Below are 18,419 nucleotides of genomic sequence, written 5' to 3' on the forward strand. Positions count from 1 at the left end.
GGCCCCCTGGCATCCTCGGTCCGTACGCCTCAGAAGTCGACCCTCGTCGGCTCGTCCACCCTGGCCACGGCCTCCTGCGCGAAGGCCTTCTGGTAGGCGGTCCGGATCTCCTCGATCTTCTGGTCGCCGGTACGCGCCTGCGCCACCGGATACAGCAGGATCAGCTCGTACGACCGCTCGCGCTCGATCGTGCCGTGCGCGTCCCGCCACTGCCCGCGCCCGTTCTGCACGGTGAGCCCGTCGGGGAAGTCCGGCGTCACCTCCTTGTCGACGAACGCCATGAACTGCCGGTCGGTGACGGCCGGGCCGCCGTCGGGCCGCGCGGTGCCGAAGAAGAGCCGGCTCTCGATGTACGGCGCGCCGCGGACCACGGGGCGCGGCGCGGGGTCGTCGAACAGGGAGTACGCGGCGGGGGCGCCGGCGGCGAGCAGCGCGGTGGCGGTGGCGGCGCCCAGCCGGACCAGGGTTCTGCCGTGTCGAGTCATGCCCGCCTGCCTAACGACCTCACTCCTCCAGATCCGGCAGCCGCGCCGGTGCCGGGCAGATGCGTTCACCGTGCTGGTCGAAGACGAACAGATGGGCGAGGTCGACGAGCAGGGGAACCTGCATGCCGTGGCGGAGCTCGATGTCGGGGGTGGTGCGGACGACGAGGTCGCCGGGCAGCCGACCCTCCGGCGGTACCGGTCCTGGCTGGTCGGGCTCCGCGTCCGCCGGGTGATCGAGGACCACGACCGGACCGGCCCGCAGAGCACCGGTCGCGCGCTCCCGCAGCCGGTCCAGGACGGTGCCCTCGCGGCGGCGTCGGCGTGTCGGACGGGTCGGACGCGGCGCCTCCAGCTCCGGTACGACGGCGGGCCGCGAGCCGGTGTTGAAGTGGACGAGGACCTCGTGCCCCTGGAACTCCACATGCTCGACGAGACCGCTGATCGCCACCTCGCCCGGCCGGGCGGCGGACGGCTTGGCCAGCCGCACCGCCTCGGAACGCAGCCCGACGATGACCTCACGGCCCTGCTGCACCCGCAGCAACTGGTGATCCAGGGACAGCGGTTCGGGCAGTCGCAGGTACTGCTTTCCGAGGCTGATCGACATGGCTCCGTCGAGCGGCGCCCGGACAAGACCACGCAGCAGGTTGATGCGCGGGATGCCGATGAAGGCGGCGACGAAGACGTTCGCAGGCAGCGCGTAGACCGTGCGGGGGGTGCCCAGTTGCTGCAGCACTCCGCCGCGCAGCACGGCGACACGGTCGCCCAGCGACATCGCCTCGGCCTGGTCGTGGGTGACGTACACCGTCGTCGCGCCCGCCTCCCGGGTGAGCCGGGAGATCTCGGCCCGCAGACGGTTGCGGAGCTTGGCGTCGAGATTGGACAGCGGCTCGTCCATCAGGAAGGCGGACGGGTGGCGCGCGATCGCCCGGCCCATGGCGACGCGCTGGCGTTCGCCGCCGGAGAGCTGGCTGGGGAAACGGTCGAGGAGATCCTGGATGCCGAGCATCCGGGCGGTGGCGTCCACGCGCGGGCGGGGGTCCTCGCCGGGTGCCTCGATACGCAGCGGGAAGCCGATGTTGTCGCGGCTGGTCATCGACGGATAGAGGGCGAAGTTCTGGAACACCATCGCCATGTCCCGCCCGGACGGCGGCAGATCATTGGCGTACTCGCCGTCGAGGCGCACCTCCCCCTCGGTGACCTCCTCGAGCCCGGCGATCATTCTCAGCACGGTCGACTTGCCGCAGCCGGAGGGCCCGAGCAGCACAAGGAACTCACCCGGCCGGATGTCGAGCGACAGCCGCTCCACCACACGGACACCGCGGGCGTACGACTTGCTGACGTGGTGCAGAGATATGGCGCGTGTCATGAGGTGGTGCCCCCGGGGGCTCACGGGACGCTGAGGTTCCGCGGTCGGTCGTCCCGTGCGGGTCGTACGGGACGTGTGAGTCACGGAAGCTAACGGACCGCGCACGCCCGGGGGAAGACGCGCGGCGGGATCGGACGGTCCGGTTCGACATGGGAGAAAGCGGACGCTCCGGTTCTGTGCACCAAGAGTTCCGATTCCGCCATGTATCCGCCCGTTCACATGGTGTGGGTGGGCCCGCGCGTCTCCATGAGGTGGGCGAAGACGACGATGTTGCCGGCGTAGCCCGTCCTGCGGTCATAGGCGCCCCCGCAGGTGATCAGACGCAGCTCGGGGCGCCCCCTGCCGCCGTACACCTCCTTGTTGGGGAAGCGCGCCTTCTCGTACGTCTTCACGGCGTCCACCGTGTAGACGGCGGTCCAGCCGTCGGCGCGCCGGGCCTCGACGACTCTTCCGGGCCGGAGGCGGCCCAGCGCGGCGAACACCGCGGGGCCGGTCCTGGTGTCACGGTGGCCGACGACGACGGCCGTACCGGACTCGCCCGGCGTGGGCCCGCCCTCGTACCAGCCGATCAGTTTGGGGTCGTCGACCGGAGGCGCGGTGAGCCGCCGCTCGCCGTCGAGCCGGAGGCCGACCGCCGGCGCCTCCAGGCCGAAGTACGGGATGCGCAACGAGGTCGCCGCGGAGCGCGAGAGGGGTTTGGGTGGGCGCGCGGGGCGGGGCGGCCGGGTGCGAGTGGAGCCCGTTCGGCGCGAGTGCGCGCCGCGCGGGCCGTTGTCGGCCCGGGCCGGGTCGGAGTACGCCGCGACGTCGGCCCGCCCGGCGGCGTCGGTGGCGGCGACCGGCCCGGTGGGGTCGTCGTCGCCCGCCCACCAGACGCCGCCCATCACCAGCGTGACGGCGAGCACGAAGGTCCGCGTCAGGCGATAGGCGCGCGTCCGGTACCAGGGCCTGCGGGAGCGTCTACGCCGCGCCATCGGGGCGGTGGCGCAGTCGGAGGAACACGACTCCCCCTGCCACCACGAGCCCCGCGGCGACCGCGCCGGCGACGGGCGAGAAGTCCTGGGGGTGGGCGAGACCGCCGCCACCGGCGGGCGGCCCGCCGTGCGGGCCGCCGTGATGGCCGCCGGGACCACCGCCCGGCGGGGGCGGCGTCGGAGTGACGGGCGTGCAGTCGACCTTGAAGACCTTGTGCTTGCCCGCACCGGTGGCGCCCTGGAACGTCCAGGTGAGCTTGTACTGACCGTCGGGCAGCACGAGATCCGGGGTCCGGCCATGACCGGACGCGGGGAGGACGAGACTGCCGGAGAGGGTGGCGCCGCCCGTCACCGGGGGCTGGGTCACGATGGTCCAGCTGACGCGCTGGTTCGCGTCGAAGTTGAACGCGTCGAGGTAGAAGTGGCAGACCTTCGGATCGTCCCTCTGAAGGCCCACCGGCGTGCTCTCGTCGTGGATCTTGACGTCGCCGTTGTCACCGGGAGCGGCGACGGCGGCCGGGGCGCCGAGCAGGGTGGCGCCCGCGACAGCCAGGGCCGCCAGGGCGGAAGCACCCCGACGCGGGCCAGGACGGTGCGAAAGGGACGAGGTGGACATACACATGCCTCCGAGTCAGCTGATTTTCATACAAATCCCACTTCCAACTGACTCTCTTTCACATACGCCCGGGGAGTCGGCGCAACAACGCCCTACGACCCGTCAGATATCGCTCTTCCGGCGCAAGGGAACCCCGGGCCGCCGGGTCTCACCGCGGCCCCGGGCAGGACTCGCCGACGAACGCGAGGCGATCCCCGACGACACCAGCAGCAGCGCCCCGAGCATCACGAAGGGCGCCGCCACGCCCGCCACACCGGCGACCAGGCCCGCGGTGGCGGGCGCGGCGACCTGGCCGAGACGGTTGCCGGTCAGGCGCAGCGCGAGGGCCGTGGAACGGGCGTCGTCGGGAGCGGCCTGGACCACCGTCGTCATGGAGAGCGGCTGGCCGACACCCAGGCAGAAGCCGAGGACGACGAGCAGCAGCGCCATCACCCATACCGGCACCGGCAGCGCGATACCCGCACACAGCACCGCCCCCACCAGGCAGGTCACGGTGAGCAGCACGGTCCGGCCGAGCCGTCGCAGCAGCGGCGTCAACACCAGCCGACAGGCGATGCTCGCCGCCGCGCGCAGACTGAGCAGCAGCCCGACGACCGACGGCGCGATCTCCCGGTGCTCGCCGACGACCGGCAGATACGCGGTGAGAACATCCGTCGCGGACAACACGGCGAGGCTGATGAAGATGCCCGCGGGCACCCCTCGCGTGCGCAGGATGCGCCCGACGGGCACGCGCCCGCCCGATGCCGTACGGGACTTGACGGCCGTACGGTCCTCGATGCGCCACAGCGAGGTGAACGAGACCGCGGACACCGCGCCCGCGACCACCAGCGCGAGCGCGCTGCTGCCCGCCATGTCGGGACCACCGATCAGCACGCCCGCCGCGATCGGTCCGATCAGCTGCCCGAGCGAGACCCCGATGGTGAAATGACCGAAGTTGCGGTCCTGTTCGTGCGGTGCGGACTGACGGGCGACAAGCGACTGACCGCCGATGACGAAGCACAGGTGACCTAGGCCCATCACCCCGCTCCAGGCGGCCATCGCGGGCAGCGAGTCCGCCGTACCGCTCAACGCGCAGCCCCCGGCGATGAGTACGACACCGGCGGGCAGCAGGGGCGCGCAGCGGCCGTGGTCGGTACGGCGGCCCAGCGGGACGGCGGCGAACAGCGGCAACAGGGCGTACGCGGCGGCGATCACACCGACCGCGCGCTCGTCCGCCCCCAGCGCGAGGGCGCGGTAGGAGACGGCGGGCCGCGCCATCGACACCGCCCCCTGCGTGAAACTGAAGGCGATGACGAGGCGTAGGAGCCAGCCGCGGTTCCGACCGGGCCTCACGGGGATCCTCCATCCGGTGACGGACAACGGGCGACGGGCGACAGACGCCGGGCGACGGGTGGCAGTTGACAGCTTTCAGATGGCCGACGCCAGATTCCGATATCTGCAACCGACAACGGGTAGTTGCCGGTCAGATGATGCCGAACAGGATTCCTGCCCCCAGCACCACCAGCGAAGTAAGCGCCGCCCACTTCACCACGAACCTCGTGTGGTCCCCGAACTCCACCTTCGCCATGCCGACCAGGACGTACACGGCGGGGACGAGCGGGCTCGACATGTGCAGCGGCTGGCCGACGAGCGAGGCGCGGGCGATCTCCAGGGACGTGACCCCGTGGGCGTGGCCCGCTTCGGCGAGGACCGGGAGGATGCCGAAGTAGAAGCCGTCGTTCGACATGAAGTAGGTGAGCGGGATGCTCAGGACGCCGGTGACGAAGGCCATGTGCGGGCCCATGCCGTCGGGAATGTTGTTCACCAGCCACTTGGCCATGTGGTCGACCATGCCCGTGCCCTGGAGCACGCCAGTGAAGACGGCGGCGGCGAAGACCATGCCGGAGACGTTGAGGACGTTCTCGGCGTGGGCGCCGAGGCGGGCCTTCTGGTCGGGCATGTGGGGGAAGTTGACGGTCAACGCCAGGGCCGCGCCGAGCAGGAAGAGGACCGGGATCGGCAGCCACTCCATGATCATGGCGGTGAGCAGGGTGACCGTGAGGAGCGCGTTGAACCAGTAGAGCCTGGGGCGCAGGGTGGCGCGGTTCGGGTCGAGGCCCTGGAAGCCGTCGTCCTCGTCGGACGCGTCGGACGCGTCGGACCCATCGGCCACGTCGGACCCGCCGGACCGGTCCGCGTCGGTGCCGGAGCCCGAACCACCCGTGCGCACCGCCTTCTTGACGCCGGCGCCGGCACCACCCGCACCGACCAGAACCGTCTCGGTCTCCTGCGGCTCCAGCACCTCGTCGAGGGTCAGCACACCGAGCCGCTTGCGCTCGCGGCGCCCGAGGACGTACGCGAGGGCGAAGACGCCCAGGAGGCCGACGGCGAGAGCGGGGATCATCGGCACGAAGATGTCGCTCGCGTCCAGCTTCAGCGCGGTCGCGGCGCGGGCGGTCGGGCCGCCCCAGGGCAGCGTGTTCATCACGCCGTTGGCCATCGCGGCGACGCCGGTCATCACCACGAGACTCATCTTGAGGCGCTTGTACAGCGGGTACATGGCCGAGACCGTGATCATGAAGGTGGTCGAGCCGTCGCCGTCGAGGGAGACGATCGCGGCGAGGACCGCCGTGCCGACCACGATCCTCAGGGGGTCGGCCTTGCAGAACTTGAGGATCCCCCGGACGATCGGGTCGAAGAGACCGACGTCGATCATCACACCGAAGTAGACGATCGCGAACATCAGCATCGCCGCCGTGGGGGCGAGGCTGGTGACGCCGTCGATGACGTAGTCACCGAGCTTGGCGCCCTTTCCGACGAAGACACAGAAGAGTGCCGGGATCAGCACGAGCGCCGCGATCGGCGACATCTTCTTCAGCATGATCAGGACCAGGAAGGTCGCGATCATGGTGAAGCCGAGGATGGTCAGCATGAATGGATTACCTAACGTTCGCCCTTGAACTCCCACCAGGGCCGGCGGTAGGGCGACGGTAGGTCGGGCCCGCGAGCGTTAACAAGATGTTGACACGCGAGCAATAAGCGCAAAACTCCAGGTCACAGCCTTGTCTCGGCGAGCACCGGCCCGTCCGGGCTCCAGTGGACCGACTCCTACGGGCAGGCCGCCAGCTCCACCGGCACGCCGTTGAGCACGGCCGTGCCCGACAGCGGGTCGAGCAGTGAGCCGTCGAGGAGCTGGTTGACGTTGACACCCGGGTCGAGGGCGGCGTGGCTCATCCGGGTGCCGGGGCGGTCGTGTCCCCAGCCGTGCGGCAGGCTCACCACCCCGGTGCGTACGGCGTCCGTGACCTCCACGGGGGCGGTCACCTCTCCCCCGGCGCCCTTGACGCGCACGGCCGTCCCGTCGGCGAGGCCGAGGCGGGCGGCGTCATCGGGGTGGATGTGCAGGGTGCAGCGGTTGGAGCCGCCGGTGAGGGCGGGCACGTTGTGCATCCAGCTGTTGTTGGAGCGCAGATGACGGCGGCCCACCAGCACCAGGCCCGCTTGGCGCTCGCGCAGGGCGTCTCGCAGGCGCGGCAGATCGTCGACAATCGGTCCGGGCAGCAGCTCGATCTTCCCGCTGGGCGTCTTCAGTGGCTGCGGCAGCCGCGGCCGGAGGGGGCCGAGGTCGATGCCGTGCGGATGCGCGAGGAGTTTCGCCAGTCCGAGGCCGTCCGGCCGGGCGCCGAAGCCGTCGCCGTACGGGCCGAGGCGCAGCATCATGTCGAGCCGCCGCTCGGCGCCGTTGTCCCCGGTGAGCTGGGTGGCGAGTTCCTTCGGGTCGCGGCCGTGGACCGGTGAGTGTGCCTCGGTGACGGACTTGCCGAGGGTGCTGTCGATGACCATGGCGTCGACGGCGGACGGGTCGGCGCCGTGCATGCCGGTGGCGGCGAGGACGAGCCGGGCGAGGATCTCGGTCTCCGCCATGCGGCCCGGTTCCAGGGGAACGGCGGGGCGGGTGTAGCGGACCTGGTTGCGTACGGCGAGGGTGTTGAAGGCGAAGTCGTGGTGCGCGCTCTGGGAGGGCGGGGGCGGCGGCAGGACGACGTGCGCGTGCCGTGAGGTCTCGTTCAGGTAGGGGTCGACGCTGACCATGAAGTCCAGCGCGTCGAGCGCCTTGTCGAGGCGGTCGCCGTCGGGAGCGGAGAGTACGGGGTTGGCGGCGACGGCGATGACGGCGCGGACCGGGGTGCCCTCCGCCGTGGGGGTGTCTATCTCCTCGGCGAGGGCGGACAGCGGCAACTCACCCTTCGCTTCCGGGTATCCGCGCACCCTGCTGTGCCAGCGGCCGAGTGCGAAGCCGTGGCCGGGTCCGGCGGGCCGGGGCGTCTTGTCGGTCGCGGCCTGCGGGAAGAGCGCGCCGCCCGGGCGGTCGAGGTTGCCGGTGAGGATGTTGAGGACGTCGACGAGCCAGCTGGCCAGGGTCCCGTGCGGGACGGTGCAGCTGCCGATGCGGCCGTAGACGGCGGCGGTGGGTGCGGCGGCGAGCTCGCGCGCCAGGGCCCGGATGGTGGCCGCGTCCACGTCACAGGCCTCGCTCGCGGCCTCGGGGGTGAAGTCCCGTACGGCGTCGGCGAGTTCGTCGACGTCCTGGACGTGCGGGGCGAGGACGCCGAGGTCGACGAGTTTCTCCTCGAAGAGGACGTACGTCATCGCCGCGAGCAGCAGGGCGTCGGTACCGGGCCGGACGGCCACGTGCCGGTCGGCGAGTTTGGCCGTGCGGGTTCGGCGCGGGTCGATGACCGTCAGGGTGCCGCCGCGCGCCCGAAGTGCCTTGAGTTTGCCGGGGAAGTCGGGGGCGGTGCACAGACTCCCGTTGGATTCCAGGGGGTTGGCGCCGATGAGCAGCAGGTGGTCGGTGTGGTCGAGGTCCGGTACGGGGATCGCGTTGGCGTCGCCGTACAGCAGTCCGCTCGACACGTGCTTGGGCATCTGGTCGACGGTGGAGGCGGTGAAGAGGCTGTGGGTGCGCAGCGCGGTGAGCAGGACGGGCGGGTAGAGGGCGCCGGCCATGGTGTGCACGTTCGGGTTGCCGAGGACGATGCCGACGGCGTGCGGCCCGTACCGCTCGACGACCGGCCGCAGGCCCGCGGCCACGGCGTCGAACGCCTCCTCCCAGGTGGCCTCGCGCAGTTCGCCGCCCTCGCGGACGAGGGGGGTGCGCAGCCGGTCGGGGTCCCCGTCGACCGCCCCGAAGGAGGCGCCCTTCGGACAGATGAACCCCTTGCTGAACACATCGTCGCGGTCGCCCCGGGCGCCGGTCACGCGGGTGCCCTCGATGGTGAGCGTCAGACCGCAGGTGGCCTCGCAGAGGGGGCAGACGCGCAGGGCGGTGCGGGAGTCGGGGGTGGTACCGGAGGTGCGGGACACAGGTCCTCCCGGAGGCGGTGACGGCGGTGGCACACGGACTGCGGCGAGCATACCGACCGGTATGCATGGAGGGGAGGGGTCCCGGAGGGTCAGGTCGGAAATTCGCGACCGGTCCATCGCCCACGGCAGGGGCCGCGACGGGACCCGTACAACCGGGCCACCGCCCACGCGAAGAGCTCCGAGCGATCACCGTACGACCGGATCAGCGCCCCCTGGGAAGGGGCTCCGGCCGTCGCCCGTACGACCGGTTCAGTCCAGGACCCTCGCCAGATACGCCCGCAGCAGCTCCCGTGTCTCCTCGATGATGCGCTCGTCTCCCTGCGGGGCGACCCGGAAGGCCAGACGCACCAGGGCGTCGGCGGTCTCCACCGCGACCAGGAAGGTGCGGCGCAGATCCTCGTCGGGGGTGCGGTGGAGGTAGCCGGAGAGCAGTGCGGTGAGGCGTTCGGCGACGCGGGTGTTGGGCTGGGCGGTTCCGGAGCCGACCGGGATCTCGTTGCCGAAGTCGACGAGGGAGAAGCCGGGCGCGGTGCGCTTCATGGCGAGGTACTCGTCGAGCACGGCGTCCATGGCCTCGCGCCAGCCGCCGCCGTCCGTCGCCTGGAGACGTTCGGTGACGCGCTCGGCGTAGCGCTCCAGGTTGCGCTGGGCGAGCGCGTCGGCCATCGCGCGCTTGTTGCCGAAGAAGCGGTAGACGGAGCCGATGGGCACGCCGGCCCGCTGGGCGACGGCACGGGTGCTCAGGGCGTCGTAGCCGACTTCGTCGAGGAGGTCGGCGCAGGCGTCGAGGATTCTGGTCAGTCGTTCGGCGCTGCGCCGTTGTACGGGCGCTCTGCGCAGCGAGGTCGCATGGGGCACAGGCTTCATGATGCCTTTCCGCCGGGGTCCGGTGAACCTCCCGTGTCAGTACGGGCCGGGGGGCCGCTCCCACTCACTGCCGGGGGCGGCGTCGACGCCGACCCCGACGCCGAAGCCGATCCAGTCTCCGACGCCGAGCCCGAAGCCGATCCAGTCTCCGACGCCGTGATGTCCGCGGTGCTCTCGACGGGCTTGCCGTGGACGGCCCACACGGTGCCGTCGTCCGCGTACAGCCGGGCGGTGACATGGTGGGTGCCACGCGGGACGAGACGGCCGGCGAGATGGTACTCGGCGGTGCGCAGGCGCGCGATGGTCCGGCCGTCCAGGTACAGGTGAGCGGTGCCCCGGCCCGCCACGGCCGCGGAGGGCGTCCCCGGCTGCGAGAAGCGGAAGTTGTGGACGGTCAGGGTCACGTCCCAGCTGCCGCCGGAGTCCGGGGCGGCGTCCGGCTGGACCTCGACCGCGACCTCCGGGGCACGCTTCTTGTCCACCTCACGGAAGTGCCGTCCCTCCTCGTCCGTCTCGTCCAGCACCTTGCCCACGGGCGAGGCGGAGATCTCGTCCCTCCGCTCGTGAGCGTCGCCGGTGCCGCAGCCCGCCGAGACGCCGAGCAGGGCGCAGACCGCGAGCGCGGCGAGCAGTCCACGCGTCCACCACATGCCCGGGAGCGTAGAACACGGCTCCGACAGCCGGATCCCCCTGAAGTCGGGTTCTCGGGCCGCGCAGCGGCCCCTGAGTACTACATCGGGCGACGCTTCCGGCCGACGCGGTACCCCGACCATGGCCGATCCCCTGCGCTGCCGGGCGTCGCCCCCTTGCGCGCGGAAAATCTGAATCCTACGGTGTTGCATAGGAATCAGGCACGAGGGAGCGATGATGAGCGGGGACGCGAGGAAGACGGCCGAGGGGCTGAGCTATCTCTCCGGTTTCGGCAACGAACACGGCTCGGAGGCGGTCCCCGGGGCGCTGCCGCACGGTCGCAACTCACCACAGCGCGCACCGCTCGGGCTGTACGCCGAGCAGCTGAGCGGTGCGGCTTTCACCGAGCCGAGGGCGCACAACCGGCGCTCGTGGCTGTACCGGATCCGCCCGTCGGCCGCGCACCCGGCGTTCACGCGCGCGGACAATGGCGCGTTGCGCACGGCTCCCTTCACGGAGACGGTGCCCGACCCGAACCGGCTGCGCTGGAACCCGCTGCCCGAGCCGCCGGCGGGGACGGACTTCCTCGCCGGACTGTGGACGCTGGGCGGCAACGGCGACGTGACGCAGCGCGCCGGCATGGCGGTGCACCTGTATCACGCCAACTCCTCGATGGACCGTGTCTTCAGTGACGCCGATGGTGAGCTGCTGATCGTGCCGGAGCGCGGCGGGCTGCTGCTGCGCACCGAGTTCGGCCTGCTGCATGTGGAGCCCAGTAATATCGCGCTCATCCCCCGTGGTGTCCGCTTCCGTGTGGAGCTACTGGACGATTCCGCCCGGGGCTATGTGTGCGAGAACTATGGGGCGCCCTTCCGGCTGCCCGACCTCGGCCCGATCGGCGCCAACGGTCTCGCCAACGCCCGCGACTTCCTCGCGCCGGTCGCCGCGTACGAGGACGTCGAGGGCCCGGTCGAGGTGGTGAACAAGTTCTGCGGCAACCTCTGGCGGGCGACGTACGACCACTCGCCGCTGGATGTGGTCGCCTGGCACGGCAACCATCTGCCGTACGTCTACGATCTGCGCCGTTTCAATGTGATCGGCAGCATCAGCTACGACCACCCGGACCCCTCGATCTTCACGGTGCTGACGGCCCCGACGGACACCCCGGGCCTGGCAGGCGTCGACTTCGTGGTCTTCGCGCCGCGCTGGCTGGTGGGCGAGGACACGTTCCGGCCGCCGTACTTCCACCGGAATGTGATGAGCGAGTACATGGGGCTCGTGGAGGGCGCGTACGACGCGAAGGCGGAGGGCTTCGTTCCGGGCGGTGGTTCGCTGCACAACATGATGTCGGCGCACGGTCCTGACCGGGAGACCTTCGACCGGGCGAGCGCCGCCGAACTGCGTCCGCAGAAGATCGACGACGGGCTCGCCTTCATGTTCGAGACGCGCTGGCCGGTGACCGCGACGGCTCAGGCGGCGCGGGCGGAGCATCTGCAGCAGGGGTACGACGACGTGTGGCAGGGGCTCCAGCGGCACTTCCGCCCGGGATCCGGCCCCTCCGGGCAGGGCTCCCGCTCGGACTCCGGTCCCTCCTGGCAGAGCTCCCGCCCGGACTCCGGCCCGGGATCCCACTCGGCCTCCCGCCCGGTCGACTGAGATTCACCACCCGTTGCCTTAAAGGCCCGCGACCGGTACGGATACCCTCGTGACCTCCTTCGCCCCGGACTCGATCGTCCTGAACCGCAAGCTGCCGCTCTGGTATCAGGTGTCGCAGTCCCTGCGCGCCTCGATACTCGGCCGCTCGCCCCAGGACCCGCTGCGCCTGCCCACGGAGGAGCAGTTGGCGGGGCACTACGGGGTGAGTGTGCTGACCATGCGGCAGGCGCTGAAGGAGCTGGAGGACGAGGGACTCATCACGCGCCATCGCCGACGGGGCACGTTCATCGAGCCGAGCGCGCAGCGCGGCACGCCCGTGCGGCTGCTCGGCTCGGTGGACGCGATCGTCGCCCAGCAGTCCGGCATGGCCACCGAGCTGCTGGAACAGGGGAAAGGTCCTGTTCCCGGTGAATTGATGGAGTATTTCCCGGACTTGGACGAGGTCGCGACGTATCACCGGCTGCGCGGTGACGAGAAGACGGGTGAGCCGACGAACCACGCGCGCAACTACCTCAGGCCGGAGCTGGCCGAGCTCATCGATCGGGAGGATCTGATCCGCTGGCCGATGACCAAGGTGCTGCGGGATGTGATCGGCGTCAGTATCAGCCGCATCACCGACACCGTGGAGGCGCGGCTCGCGGACCCGGAGACCGCCCGGCTGCTCCAAGTACCGCTGCTCAGCCCGATCCTGCGCTACACGGGCGTCATCTACGACGCGGACGGGCGGGCTCTCGACGTGGCCGTCATCCACTACCGGGGCGACCGTTTCTCCTTCACGGTCACCCTCGACACCCACTGATCACGTCGTACGATGCCGAGCGTGACGCACGACGACGCTCCGCTGCTCGCGGACCTCTTGCCGTGGTCCGTCGCACCGCCGAGGCTGGGCCGGGGGTGGCCGACGGCCCCTGACGCCGCGTCCCTGAGGGCGCGCTGGGACGCCCTGGTGAAGGCCGAAGGGCCGGACCGCGAGGCGCTGTTCGGCCCCACGCGCTCGCGCACCACACAGTCGGCGGTCGCGCAACTGCCGGGGCAGTCCACCGGGACGGGCCGTCTGGCGCGTGAGCCGGGTTCCTGCCCGGAGCCGGTACGCGTCCTCAGTGGCCCCTTCGACGAGCGGTGGCTGATCCCCGACCACCGGCTGATCGATTCGGCGCGCCCCGAGTTGTGGCGGGTGGCGGACGAGCGGCAGGTGTTCGCGGTCGAGCAGACGAGGGTCCCGGACACCCCGGGCCCGGTGCTGCTGGCCGCCTCCGTCCTGCCGCTGAGCGCCGGTCGCGGCGGCCGGGTCCGCCCCCTCTACCGGCGCCCCGGCGGCCACGAACCGAACCTGACCCCTGGCCTGTTGGACCATCTCGGCAACCGCCTGGGCCACTCCCCCGATCCGGTCGACGTCCTCGCCTGGACGGTCGCGGTCGCGCGGGCCGGCCGCGAGGGATGCACCGTCCCGCTCACCGCCGACCCCGACGTGTGGGCGCACGGCGTCGAGTTGGGCCGCCGGATGCTGTGGCTGATGCGCCGCGACGGCGAACGCCCCAAGCTTCCCGGGGGGCGTCGCCCATACGTCCGCTCCCCTCTCCCCGCCCGGCCACTCGACCTGCGCTACGACCGCGACGAGGAGGCCCTCCGGCTCGACGACGGACGCGTCTCCCCCGTACCGCCGGAAGCCTGGGACTTCGAGGTGGGCGGGGTGCGTGTACTGGAGGAGTGGTTCGCGGCCAGGACGGGCCCGCCGCCCGGGCCGGGCACCCTGGAAGCGATCCGGCCCGCCATCTGGCCGCAGGCCTGGACGTCCGAACTCCTCGAACTCGTCACGGTGCTGGCCCTGCTCGCGGAACTGCGGCCCCAGCAGGCCGAGCTGGCCGAGTCGGCCGCGAAGGCGACGATCACGCGGGCCGAGCTGCGCACGGCGGCCGTGCTCCCGGTGCCGGACGCGGCGCGCCGTCCGGCCTCCGTCCTCGACCACCATGAAGAGGGCCCCGAAGGCCAGTTCGCGCTGCTCTAGCCGTCCGGCTCGAGCGCTGCTCCGGCGGTCCGGCTCGCACTCAGTCCCTCAGACGCGCCTGGCCACCCTTCGGCTCGAAGGCGTCGAGGACCCGTCCCAACGCCCGCTCGAACACCGCCTCCAGATCGATGGGCCCGGCGTCCTCCATGAAGGCCGCGGCCATGCGCGGATAGGCGCCGGTCGCCACCTGCGACCCCAGGTAGGCGATCCGGACGGCGTTCTCCTGCTCCTCCGACCAGGGCAGCGAGCGGGTGCGTTCGGCGGTGGCCAGCTCATTGCCGACGTAGGTCGTCACGACCCCGTTGAGCATCGCGATCAGCTCGAACTTCGTGCCGTACGGCGCGTCGAACGGGTCGAGGCAGGCCAGGCAGTGCTCCAGATACCGCAGGGCGTTGGGACTGAAGCCGTAGACGGGGGACATCAGGCCCGGCAGCCAGGGGTGGCGGTGCATGAGGGTGCGGGTCTGGTGGGCGACCCGGAGCATGTCGGCGCGCCAGTCGCCCGAGGGCTCCCGGATGTCGTGCTCGCCGCTGATGGCGTCGACCATCAGCTCGTGGAGGTCCTCCTTGCGCGGCACGTAGTTGTAGAGCGACATCGTGCCGCAGCCCAGTTCGGCCGCCACGCGCCGCATCGAGACCGCGTCGAGCCCCTCCGCGTCCGCGATGCGCACGGCGGCGCCCGCGATGTCCGCGCGACGGTACGCCGGCCGCGGACCACGGCCCGCGCGTTCGGGACGGGCCCAGATCACTTCGGGTACGGCATTGCGCCCTGCCATTGGTCGATCACCTCGCGACCATCCTAGTTACGTACACCGTACGTAGTGCGCTATGGTCACCCCATGACTACTACGTACGCTGTACTTAGTGAGGGTCTGGGGAAACGCTTCGGGGAGGTCCACGCGCTGCGCGGCCTCGATCTGGCCGTGGCGCAGGGCACGGTCTGCGGGCTGCTGGGCCCGAACGGGGCAGGCAAGACCACGGCCGTACGGCTGCTCACCACGCTGCTGCGGCCGGATGCCGGCTCCGCGCGGATCGCCGGGCACGATCTCGTGCGGGAGGCGGCGGCCGTACGGCGGAAGATCGGCGTCACCGGGCAGTACGCGTCGGTGGACGGGGACCTCACCGGGCGGCAGAACCTGCGGTTGTTCGCACGGTTGCACCGGGTGCGGGACCCGGCCGGACGGGCCGGGGAGCTGCTGGACCGCTTCGGTCTGGCGGAGGCCGCGGACCGGCCCGCGTCCACCTACTCGGGTGGGATGCGCCGTCGCCTGGACCTGGCGGCGAGCCTGATACGGCGGCCCGATGTCCTGTTCCTGGATGAGCCGACCACGGGGCTGGACCCGGCCAGCAGGAACCAGATCCGGGACGCCGTACGGGACCTGCGGAAGGAGGGGACGACAGTGCTGCTGACCACGCAGTATCTGGAGGAGGCCGACCAACTCGCCGACGACATCGCCCTGGTGGACCGGGGCCGGGTCGCGCACAGCGGTTCGCCCGCCCAGCTCAAGTCGCTCATCGGCGCCCACGCCGAGGTCGTCGTCGCTCACGCGGATGCCCTGGTGAGGGCGGCGGCCGTCCTCGACCGGCTCACGGGCGCGGAACCCTCGTTCGACCGCGAGCGGAACGCCGTCGCCGCGGTCACCACCGATCCGACGCTCACCCTTCCCCGTCTCGTACGTGAACTCGACGCCGCGGGAGTGCCGTTGCTCGACGCGAGCCTGCGGCCGCCGACCCTCGACGACGTGTTCCTGCGGCTCACGGGGGACGCAACCGGCAACAAGGAGCTTGTGGCATGAGCGCGTTGGCGTACGACGGCACCGCGATGCTCGCCCGTCAGCTGCGGCGGGTGCGGAACAACCCGGGGCTGGCGATCCTCACCCAGACCATGCCGATCACCATGCTGCTGTTCTTCGGGTACGTCTTCGGCAGCGCGCTCGCGATGCCCGGCGCGGAGTACCGGGCCTTCCTGGTACCGGGGTTGCTGGTGGCGACCGCGGCCAACGGCATCATGACCGGCATGTTCCAGGCGGCCCAGGACTCGCACCGGGGCGTGATGGACCGCTTCCGTTCACTGCCGATGAGCCGGGCGGCCGTGCCGCTCGGTCAGGCGGCAGCGGATCTGGTCGTCACCGCTGCCGGGACGGTGCCGCTGCTGCTGGTCGGGCTCGCGGTGGGCTGGCGGATCGAGGGGTCGGCACTCCGAGCGGCGGGTGCCGTGGGGCTGTTGCTGCTGTTCCGGTTCGCGACGACATGGGTCGGGATCTTCCTGGGGCTGCTATCCCGGAGCGAGGAGGCCGCCGGTCAGCTGGGCAGCGCGACCTTCATGCTGCCGCTGCTGTCCAACGCGTACATCCCCACCGGCAATCTGCCGCACTGGCTGCGCGTCATCGCCGAGTGGAATCCGATCAGCGCGGTGACCACGGCCCTGCGGGACCTGTTCGGGAACGCCCCCGTGCCCCAGGGGGCGGCCTGGCCGGTGGCCCACCCCGTCGCCGGTGCGCTGGCGTGGTCCGTCGCGATCATCGCCGTGTTCCTGCCGATGGCCGTACGCCGGTACGCGCATGGCCATCGGTGACAAACGTCATCGGTGACAAACGTCTTACGCACAGGACATGATCCACCGATGCAGCCACTTCCCCTGCCCCTGGAGGGCATCACCGTCGTCGCCGTCGAACAGGCCGTCGCCGCGCCCTTCGCGACCCGTCAGCTCGCCGATCTCGGCGCCCGGGTCATCAAGGTCGAACGGACCGACGGCGGCGACTTCGCCCGGGGCTACGACACCGCGGCGGCCGGTCTCGCCTCGCACTTCGTCTGGTGCAACCGGGGCAAGGAGTCGGTCGCCCTCGACCTGAAGGACCCGCGCGGGCTCGACGTCGTACGCCGTCTCGTCGCGGACGCGGACGTGTTCGTGCAGAACCTCGCGCAGGGTGCGGCGGCGCGGCTCGGCCTGGACGCGGCGACCCTGTGCGCCGAGCATCCACAGCTGGTCGCCGTGGACATCTCGGGGTACGGGGCGTCCGGGCCATACGCCCACAAACGCGCGTACGACATGCTCGTGCAGTGCGAGGCGGGGCTGGTGTCGGTGACGGGCACGCCGGAGCAGCCGGTGAAGGCCGGGATTCCGGCGGCGGACATCGCGGCGGCCATGTACGCCTTCTCGGGGGTGCTCGCGGCGCTGGTGCGGCGCGGGACGACCGGGCTCGGGGGGCCGGTGGAGGTGTCGATGCTGGACGCGCTCGCCGAGTGGATGGGGCATCCGCTGCACTATGCGATGCACGGAGGAACACCCCCGGCGCGCACGGGTCTCGCGCACGCCGTCATCGCGCCGTACGACGCCTATTCGACGGCTGACGGCGGGCGGGTGCTGTTGTCGGTGCAGAACGACCGGGAGTGGCAGCGGCTTGCTCAACTGGTTTTGGGTGAACCCCGGTTGGCGGAGGATCCGGCGTACGCGACGAACGCGGCGCGCGTCGAGAACCGGGAACGTACGGACGCGCTGGTGGCGAAGGCGCTCGGGGTGCTCGGCGCCGACGAGGCCGTGGCCCGGCTGGAGGGGGCGGGCATCGCGTGCGCGCGCCTGCGGGACGTACGGGAGGTGGCGGAGCATCCACAGCTGGCGGCCAGGGACCGGTGGCGGCACGTGGGCTCACCGGTGGGGCCGCTCAGGGCCCTGCTGCCGCCGATCACGCTGCCGGGCGGGAAGGAGGCCCGAATGGGGGCCGTTCCCCGGCTCGGGGAGCACACCGGGGCGGTGTTGCGGGGCCTGGGGATGACGGACGGGGACATCGCGGAGTTGCTGCGGGACGGGGTGGCTCGTTGAGGCCGCCGACGCCTGAGCGTGCCGGTCCGCCCAGCATGCCCAGGTGGCGGGCGGCGCGGGAGGGTGCCGAGTGTGATGGCCTGCTGAGCCGGCCGGCCTTACTGGGCGTGCTTGTCTGCCGAGTGTGGTGACCCAGGGGGTGTGATGACCCGCGCACCGGCATGGTGGCCCACCGGGCGCCGCTGCCTGCCGTGGGGATGACGGACGCGGAAGCGCAGCACTGCGCCGGGTCGATGGGGTAGCCGGAGCGCGGGTCGGGGAACGCCGGTGCCGAACCGCTGTTCAGCGACCGCCGAACAGCGAACGACGCAGCCGCTTCAGCGGTGCGAAGAGCGAGACCCGCCTCACTCGCGCGCCCCTGCCGCTGCTGTCGTGCGCGGTGTCACGCGCGGTGAGCTCGCGCATCAGCGAGGTCGCCTCGGCCGTCTCGCGCTGCGGGATGGCGGGGCCGCCCAGCACTGCGAGATGGCGGTCGAGGCGCGAACTGGTCGCGCTGCTCCCGCAGGTGATCGCAGGGACACGTGCCCTGCTGCGCACTGTTATCTGTTCCATGTCACTCCCCACCCGTACGAGTCCACCCGGCCCGGGCAGGCTAACCCTATCGCTCCCTCGTGGCACTCGTGTATCGCGGGCACAGGATTCACCTTCCCTGTAG

16 protein-coding genes and 1 pseudogene are annotated in these 18,419 nt (G+C 71.5%); 6 read left to right on the forward strand and 11 right to left on the reverse strand.

Going from position 1 to position 18,419, the window contains the following annotated elements:
- Positions 1 to 29 precede the first annotated feature (29 nt).
- The 9 genes from ACFVXA_RS37995 to ACFVXA_RS38035 all read right to left on the reverse strand — a co-directional run bounded on the left by ACFVXA_RS37995 (position 30) and on the right by ACFVXA_RS38035 (position 10,304).
- Positions 30 to 485, reverse strand: a complete 456-nt coding sequence (locus tag ACFVXA_RS37995; protein WP_383748047.1) for a DUF3574 domain-containing protein — start codon at positions 483 to 485, stop codon at positions 30 to 32.
- 19 nt (positions 486 to 504) lie between these two features.
- A complete protein-coding gene (locus tag ACFVXA_RS38000; protein WP_383748049.1) occupies positions 505 to 1,851 on the reverse strand; it encodes an ABC transporter ATP-binding protein in 1,347 nt (448 codons plus the stop codon).
- A 215-nt stretch (positions 1,852 to 2,066) separates the two neighbouring features.
- The gene (locus ACFVXA_RS38005; protein ID WP_390028532.1) at positions 2,067 to 2,825 is read right to left on the reverse strand and encodes a class F sortase; all 759 of its coding nucleotides are present in this window, start codon (positions 2,823 to 2,825) and stop codon (positions 2,067 to 2,069) included.
- Positions 2,812 to 3,441 carry a hypothetical protein gene (locus ACFVXA_RS38010; protein WP_362032694.1) on the reverse strand — a complete coding sequence of 210 codons (630 nt, stop codon included), beginning with the start codon at positions 3,439 to 3,441 and terminating at the stop codon, positions 2,812 to 2,814. The genes ACFVXA_RS38005 and ACFVXA_RS38010 overlap by 14 nt, the downstream gene beginning before the upstream one ends.
- A 102-nt stretch (positions 3,442 to 3,543) precedes the next feature.
- The gene (locus ACFVXA_RS38015) at positions 3,544 to 4,773 is read right to left on the reverse strand and encodes an MFS transporter (protein ID WP_390028534.1); all 1,230 of its coding nucleotides are present in this window, start codon (positions 4,771 to 4,773) and stop codon (positions 3,544 to 3,546) included.
- Positions 4,774 to 4,903: 130 nt separating this feature from the next.
- Positions 4,904 to 6,352 carry a CitMHS family transporter gene (locus tag ACFVXA_RS38020; RefSeq protein ID WP_390028536.1) on the reverse strand — a complete coding sequence of 483 codons (1,449 nt, stop codon included), beginning with the start codon at positions 6,350 to 6,352 and terminating at the stop codon, positions 4,904 to 4,906.
- 176 nt (positions 6,353 to 6,528) lie between these two features.
- The gene (locus ACFVXA_RS38025) at positions 6,529 to 8,838 is read right to left on the reverse strand and encodes a molybdopterin oxidoreductase family protein (protein ID WP_390028537.1); all 2,310 of its coding nucleotides are present in this window, start codon (positions 8,836 to 8,838) and stop codon (positions 6,529 to 6,531) included.
- 198 nt (positions 8,839 to 9,036) lie between these two features.
- Entirely contained in the window at positions 9,037 to 9,654 is a 618-nt protein-coding gene (locus ACFVXA_RS38030; protein WP_362032682.1) for a TetR/AcrR family transcriptional regulator, read from the reverse strand.
- Positions 9,651 to 10,304 (reverse strand): nuclear transport factor 2 family protein, encoded by a 654-nt coding sequence (locus ACFVXA_RS38035; RefSeq protein ID WP_390028538.1) that lies wholly within the window; start codon positions 10,302 to 10,304, stop codon positions 9,651 to 9,653. Before ACFVXA_RS38035 ends, ACFVXA_RS38030 begins: the two co-directional genes overlap by 4 nt.
- 217 nt (positions 10,305 to 10,521) lie before the next feature.
- Between ACFVXA_RS38035 and hmgA the strand changes: the two are divergent.
- From hmgA to ACFVXA_RS38050, 3 genes and pseudogenes are all read left to right on the forward strand, one after another.
- A pseudogene (gene hmgA, locus ACFVXA_RS38040) lies at positions 10,522 to 11,829 on the forward strand (homogentisate 1,2-dioxygenase); the annotation flags it as partial.
- Between the two features lie 160 nt (positions 11,830 to 11,989).
- On the forward strand, positions 11,990 to 12,739 hold the full coding sequence (locus ACFVXA_RS38045; protein ID WP_362032676.1) for a GntR family transcriptional regulator: 750 nt from the start codon (positions 11,990 to 11,992) through the stop codon (positions 12,737 to 12,739).
- A gap of 12 nt (positions 12,740 to 12,751) precedes the next feature.
- The gene (locus ACFVXA_RS38050) at positions 12,752 to 13,945 is read left to right on the forward strand and encodes a type ISP restriction/modification enzyme (protein ID WP_390028539.1); all 1,194 of its coding nucleotides are present in this window, start codon (positions 12,752 to 12,754) and stop codon (positions 13,943 to 13,945) included.
- Positions 13,946 to 13,985: 40 nt separating this feature from the next.
- Here the strand turns inward: ACFVXA_RS38050 and ACFVXA_RS38055 are convergent, their stop codons facing one another.
- Positions 13,986 to 14,720, reverse strand: a complete 735-nt coding sequence (locus tag ACFVXA_RS38055) for a TetR/AcrR family transcriptional regulator (protein WP_390028541.1) — start codon at positions 14,718 to 14,720, stop codon at positions 13,986 to 13,988.
- Positions 14,721 to 14,783: 63 nt separating this feature from the next.
- On the opposite strand from ACFVXA_RS38055, the gene ACFVXA_RS38060 reads away from it, so the two are divergent.
- Genes ACFVXA_RS38060 through ACFVXA_RS38070 form a run of 3 tightly spaced genes read left to right on the forward strand, consistent with a single transcriptional unit; the run spans position 14,784 to position 17,764 of the window.
- Entirely contained in the window at positions 14,784 to 15,740 is a 957-nt protein-coding gene (locus ACFVXA_RS38060) for an ATP-binding cassette domain-containing protein (protein WP_383746890.1), read from the forward strand.
- A complete protein-coding gene (locus ACFVXA_RS38065; protein ID WP_390028542.1) occupies positions 15,737 to 16,519 on the forward strand; it encodes an ABC transporter permease in 783 nt (260 codons plus the stop codon). The genes ACFVXA_RS38060 and ACFVXA_RS38065 overlap by 4 nt, the downstream gene beginning before the upstream one ends.
- A gap of 48 nt (positions 16,520 to 16,567) precedes the next feature.
- Positions 16,568 to 17,764 carry a CaiB/BaiF CoA transferase family protein gene (locus ACFVXA_RS38070; protein WP_390028544.1) on the forward strand — a complete coding sequence of 399 codons (1,197 nt, stop codon included), beginning with the start codon at positions 16,568 to 16,570 and terminating at the stop codon, positions 17,762 to 17,764.
- A gap of 282 nt (positions 17,765 to 18,046) precedes the next feature.
- Here ACFVXA_RS38070 and ACFVXA_RS38075 read toward each other — a convergent pair whose 3' ends face one another.
- Positions 18,047 to 18,316 carry a hypothetical protein gene (locus ACFVXA_RS38075; RefSeq protein ID WP_362032658.1) on the reverse strand — a complete coding sequence of 90 codons (270 nt, stop codon included), beginning with the start codon at positions 18,314 to 18,316 and terminating at the stop codon, positions 18,047 to 18,049.
- Positions 18,317 to 18,419: the final 103 nt, after the last annotated feature.

This window comes from Streptomyces sp. NPDC058246 (assembly GCF_042881985.1).
In the GTDB taxonomy this organism is placed as follows: domain Bacteria; phylum Actinomycetota; class Actinomycetes; order Streptomycetales; family Streptomycetaceae; genus Streptomyces.

Bases quoted from the DNA above. Each gene is read 5' to 3' on its own strand.
- ACFVXA_RS37995 (WP_383748047.1), bottom strand. From the start codon at position 485: ATGACTCGACACGGCAGAACCCTGGTCCGGCTGGGCGCCGCCACCGCC.
- ACFVXA_RS38000 (WP_383748049.1), bottom strand. From the start codon at position 1,851: ATGACACGCGCCATATCTCTGCACCACGTCAGCAAGTCGTACGCCCGC.
- ACFVXA_RS38005 (WP_390028532.1), bottom strand. From the start codon at position 2,825: ATGGCGCGGCGTAGACGCTCCCGCAGGCCCTGGTACCGGACGCGCGCC.
- ACFVXA_RS38010 (WP_362032694.1), bottom strand. From the start codon at position 3,441: ATGTCCACCTCGTCCCTTTCGCACCGTCCTGGCCCGCGTCGGGGTGCT.
- ACFVXA_RS38020 (WP_390028536.1), bottom strand. From the start codon at position 6,352: ATGCTGACCATCCTCGGCTTCACCATGATCGCGACCTTCCTGGTCCTG.
- ACFVXA_RS38025 (WP_390028537.1), bottom strand. From the start codon at position 8,838: ATGCTCGCCGCAGTCCGTGTGCCACCGCCGTCACCGCCTCCGGGAGGA.
- ACFVXA_RS38030 (WP_362032682.1), bottom strand. From the start codon at position 9,654: ATGAAGCCTGTGCCCCATGCGACCTCGCTGCGCAGAGCGCCCGTACAA.
- ACFVXA_RS38035 (WP_390028538.1), bottom strand. From the start codon at position 10,304: ATGTGGTGGACGCGTGGACTGCTCGCCGCGCTCGCGGTCTGCGCCCTG.
- ACFVXA_RS38050 (WP_390028539.1), top strand. From the start codon at position 12,752: ATGCCGAGCGTGACGCACGACGACGCTCCGCTGCTCGCGGACCTCTTG.
- ACFVXA_RS38055 (WP_390028541.1), bottom strand. From the start codon at position 14,720: ATGGCAGGGCGCAATGCCGTACCCGAAGTGATCTGGGCCCGTCCCGAA.
- ACFVXA_RS38060 (WP_383746890.1), top strand. From the start codon at position 14,784: ATGACTACTACGTACGCTGTACTTAGTGAGGGTCTGGGGAAACGCTTC.
- ACFVXA_RS38065 (WP_390028542.1), top strand. From the start codon at position 15,737: ATGAGCGCGTTGGCGTACGACGGCACCGCGATGCTCGCCCGTCAGCTG.
- ACFVXA_RS38070 (WP_390028544.1), top strand. From the start codon at position 16,568: ATGCAGCCACTTCCCCTGCCCCTGGAGGGCATCACCGTCGTCGCCGTC.
- ACFVXA_RS38075 (WP_362032658.1), bottom strand. From the start codon at position 18,316: ATGGAACAGATAACAGTGCGCAGCAGGGCACGTGTCCCTGCGATCACC.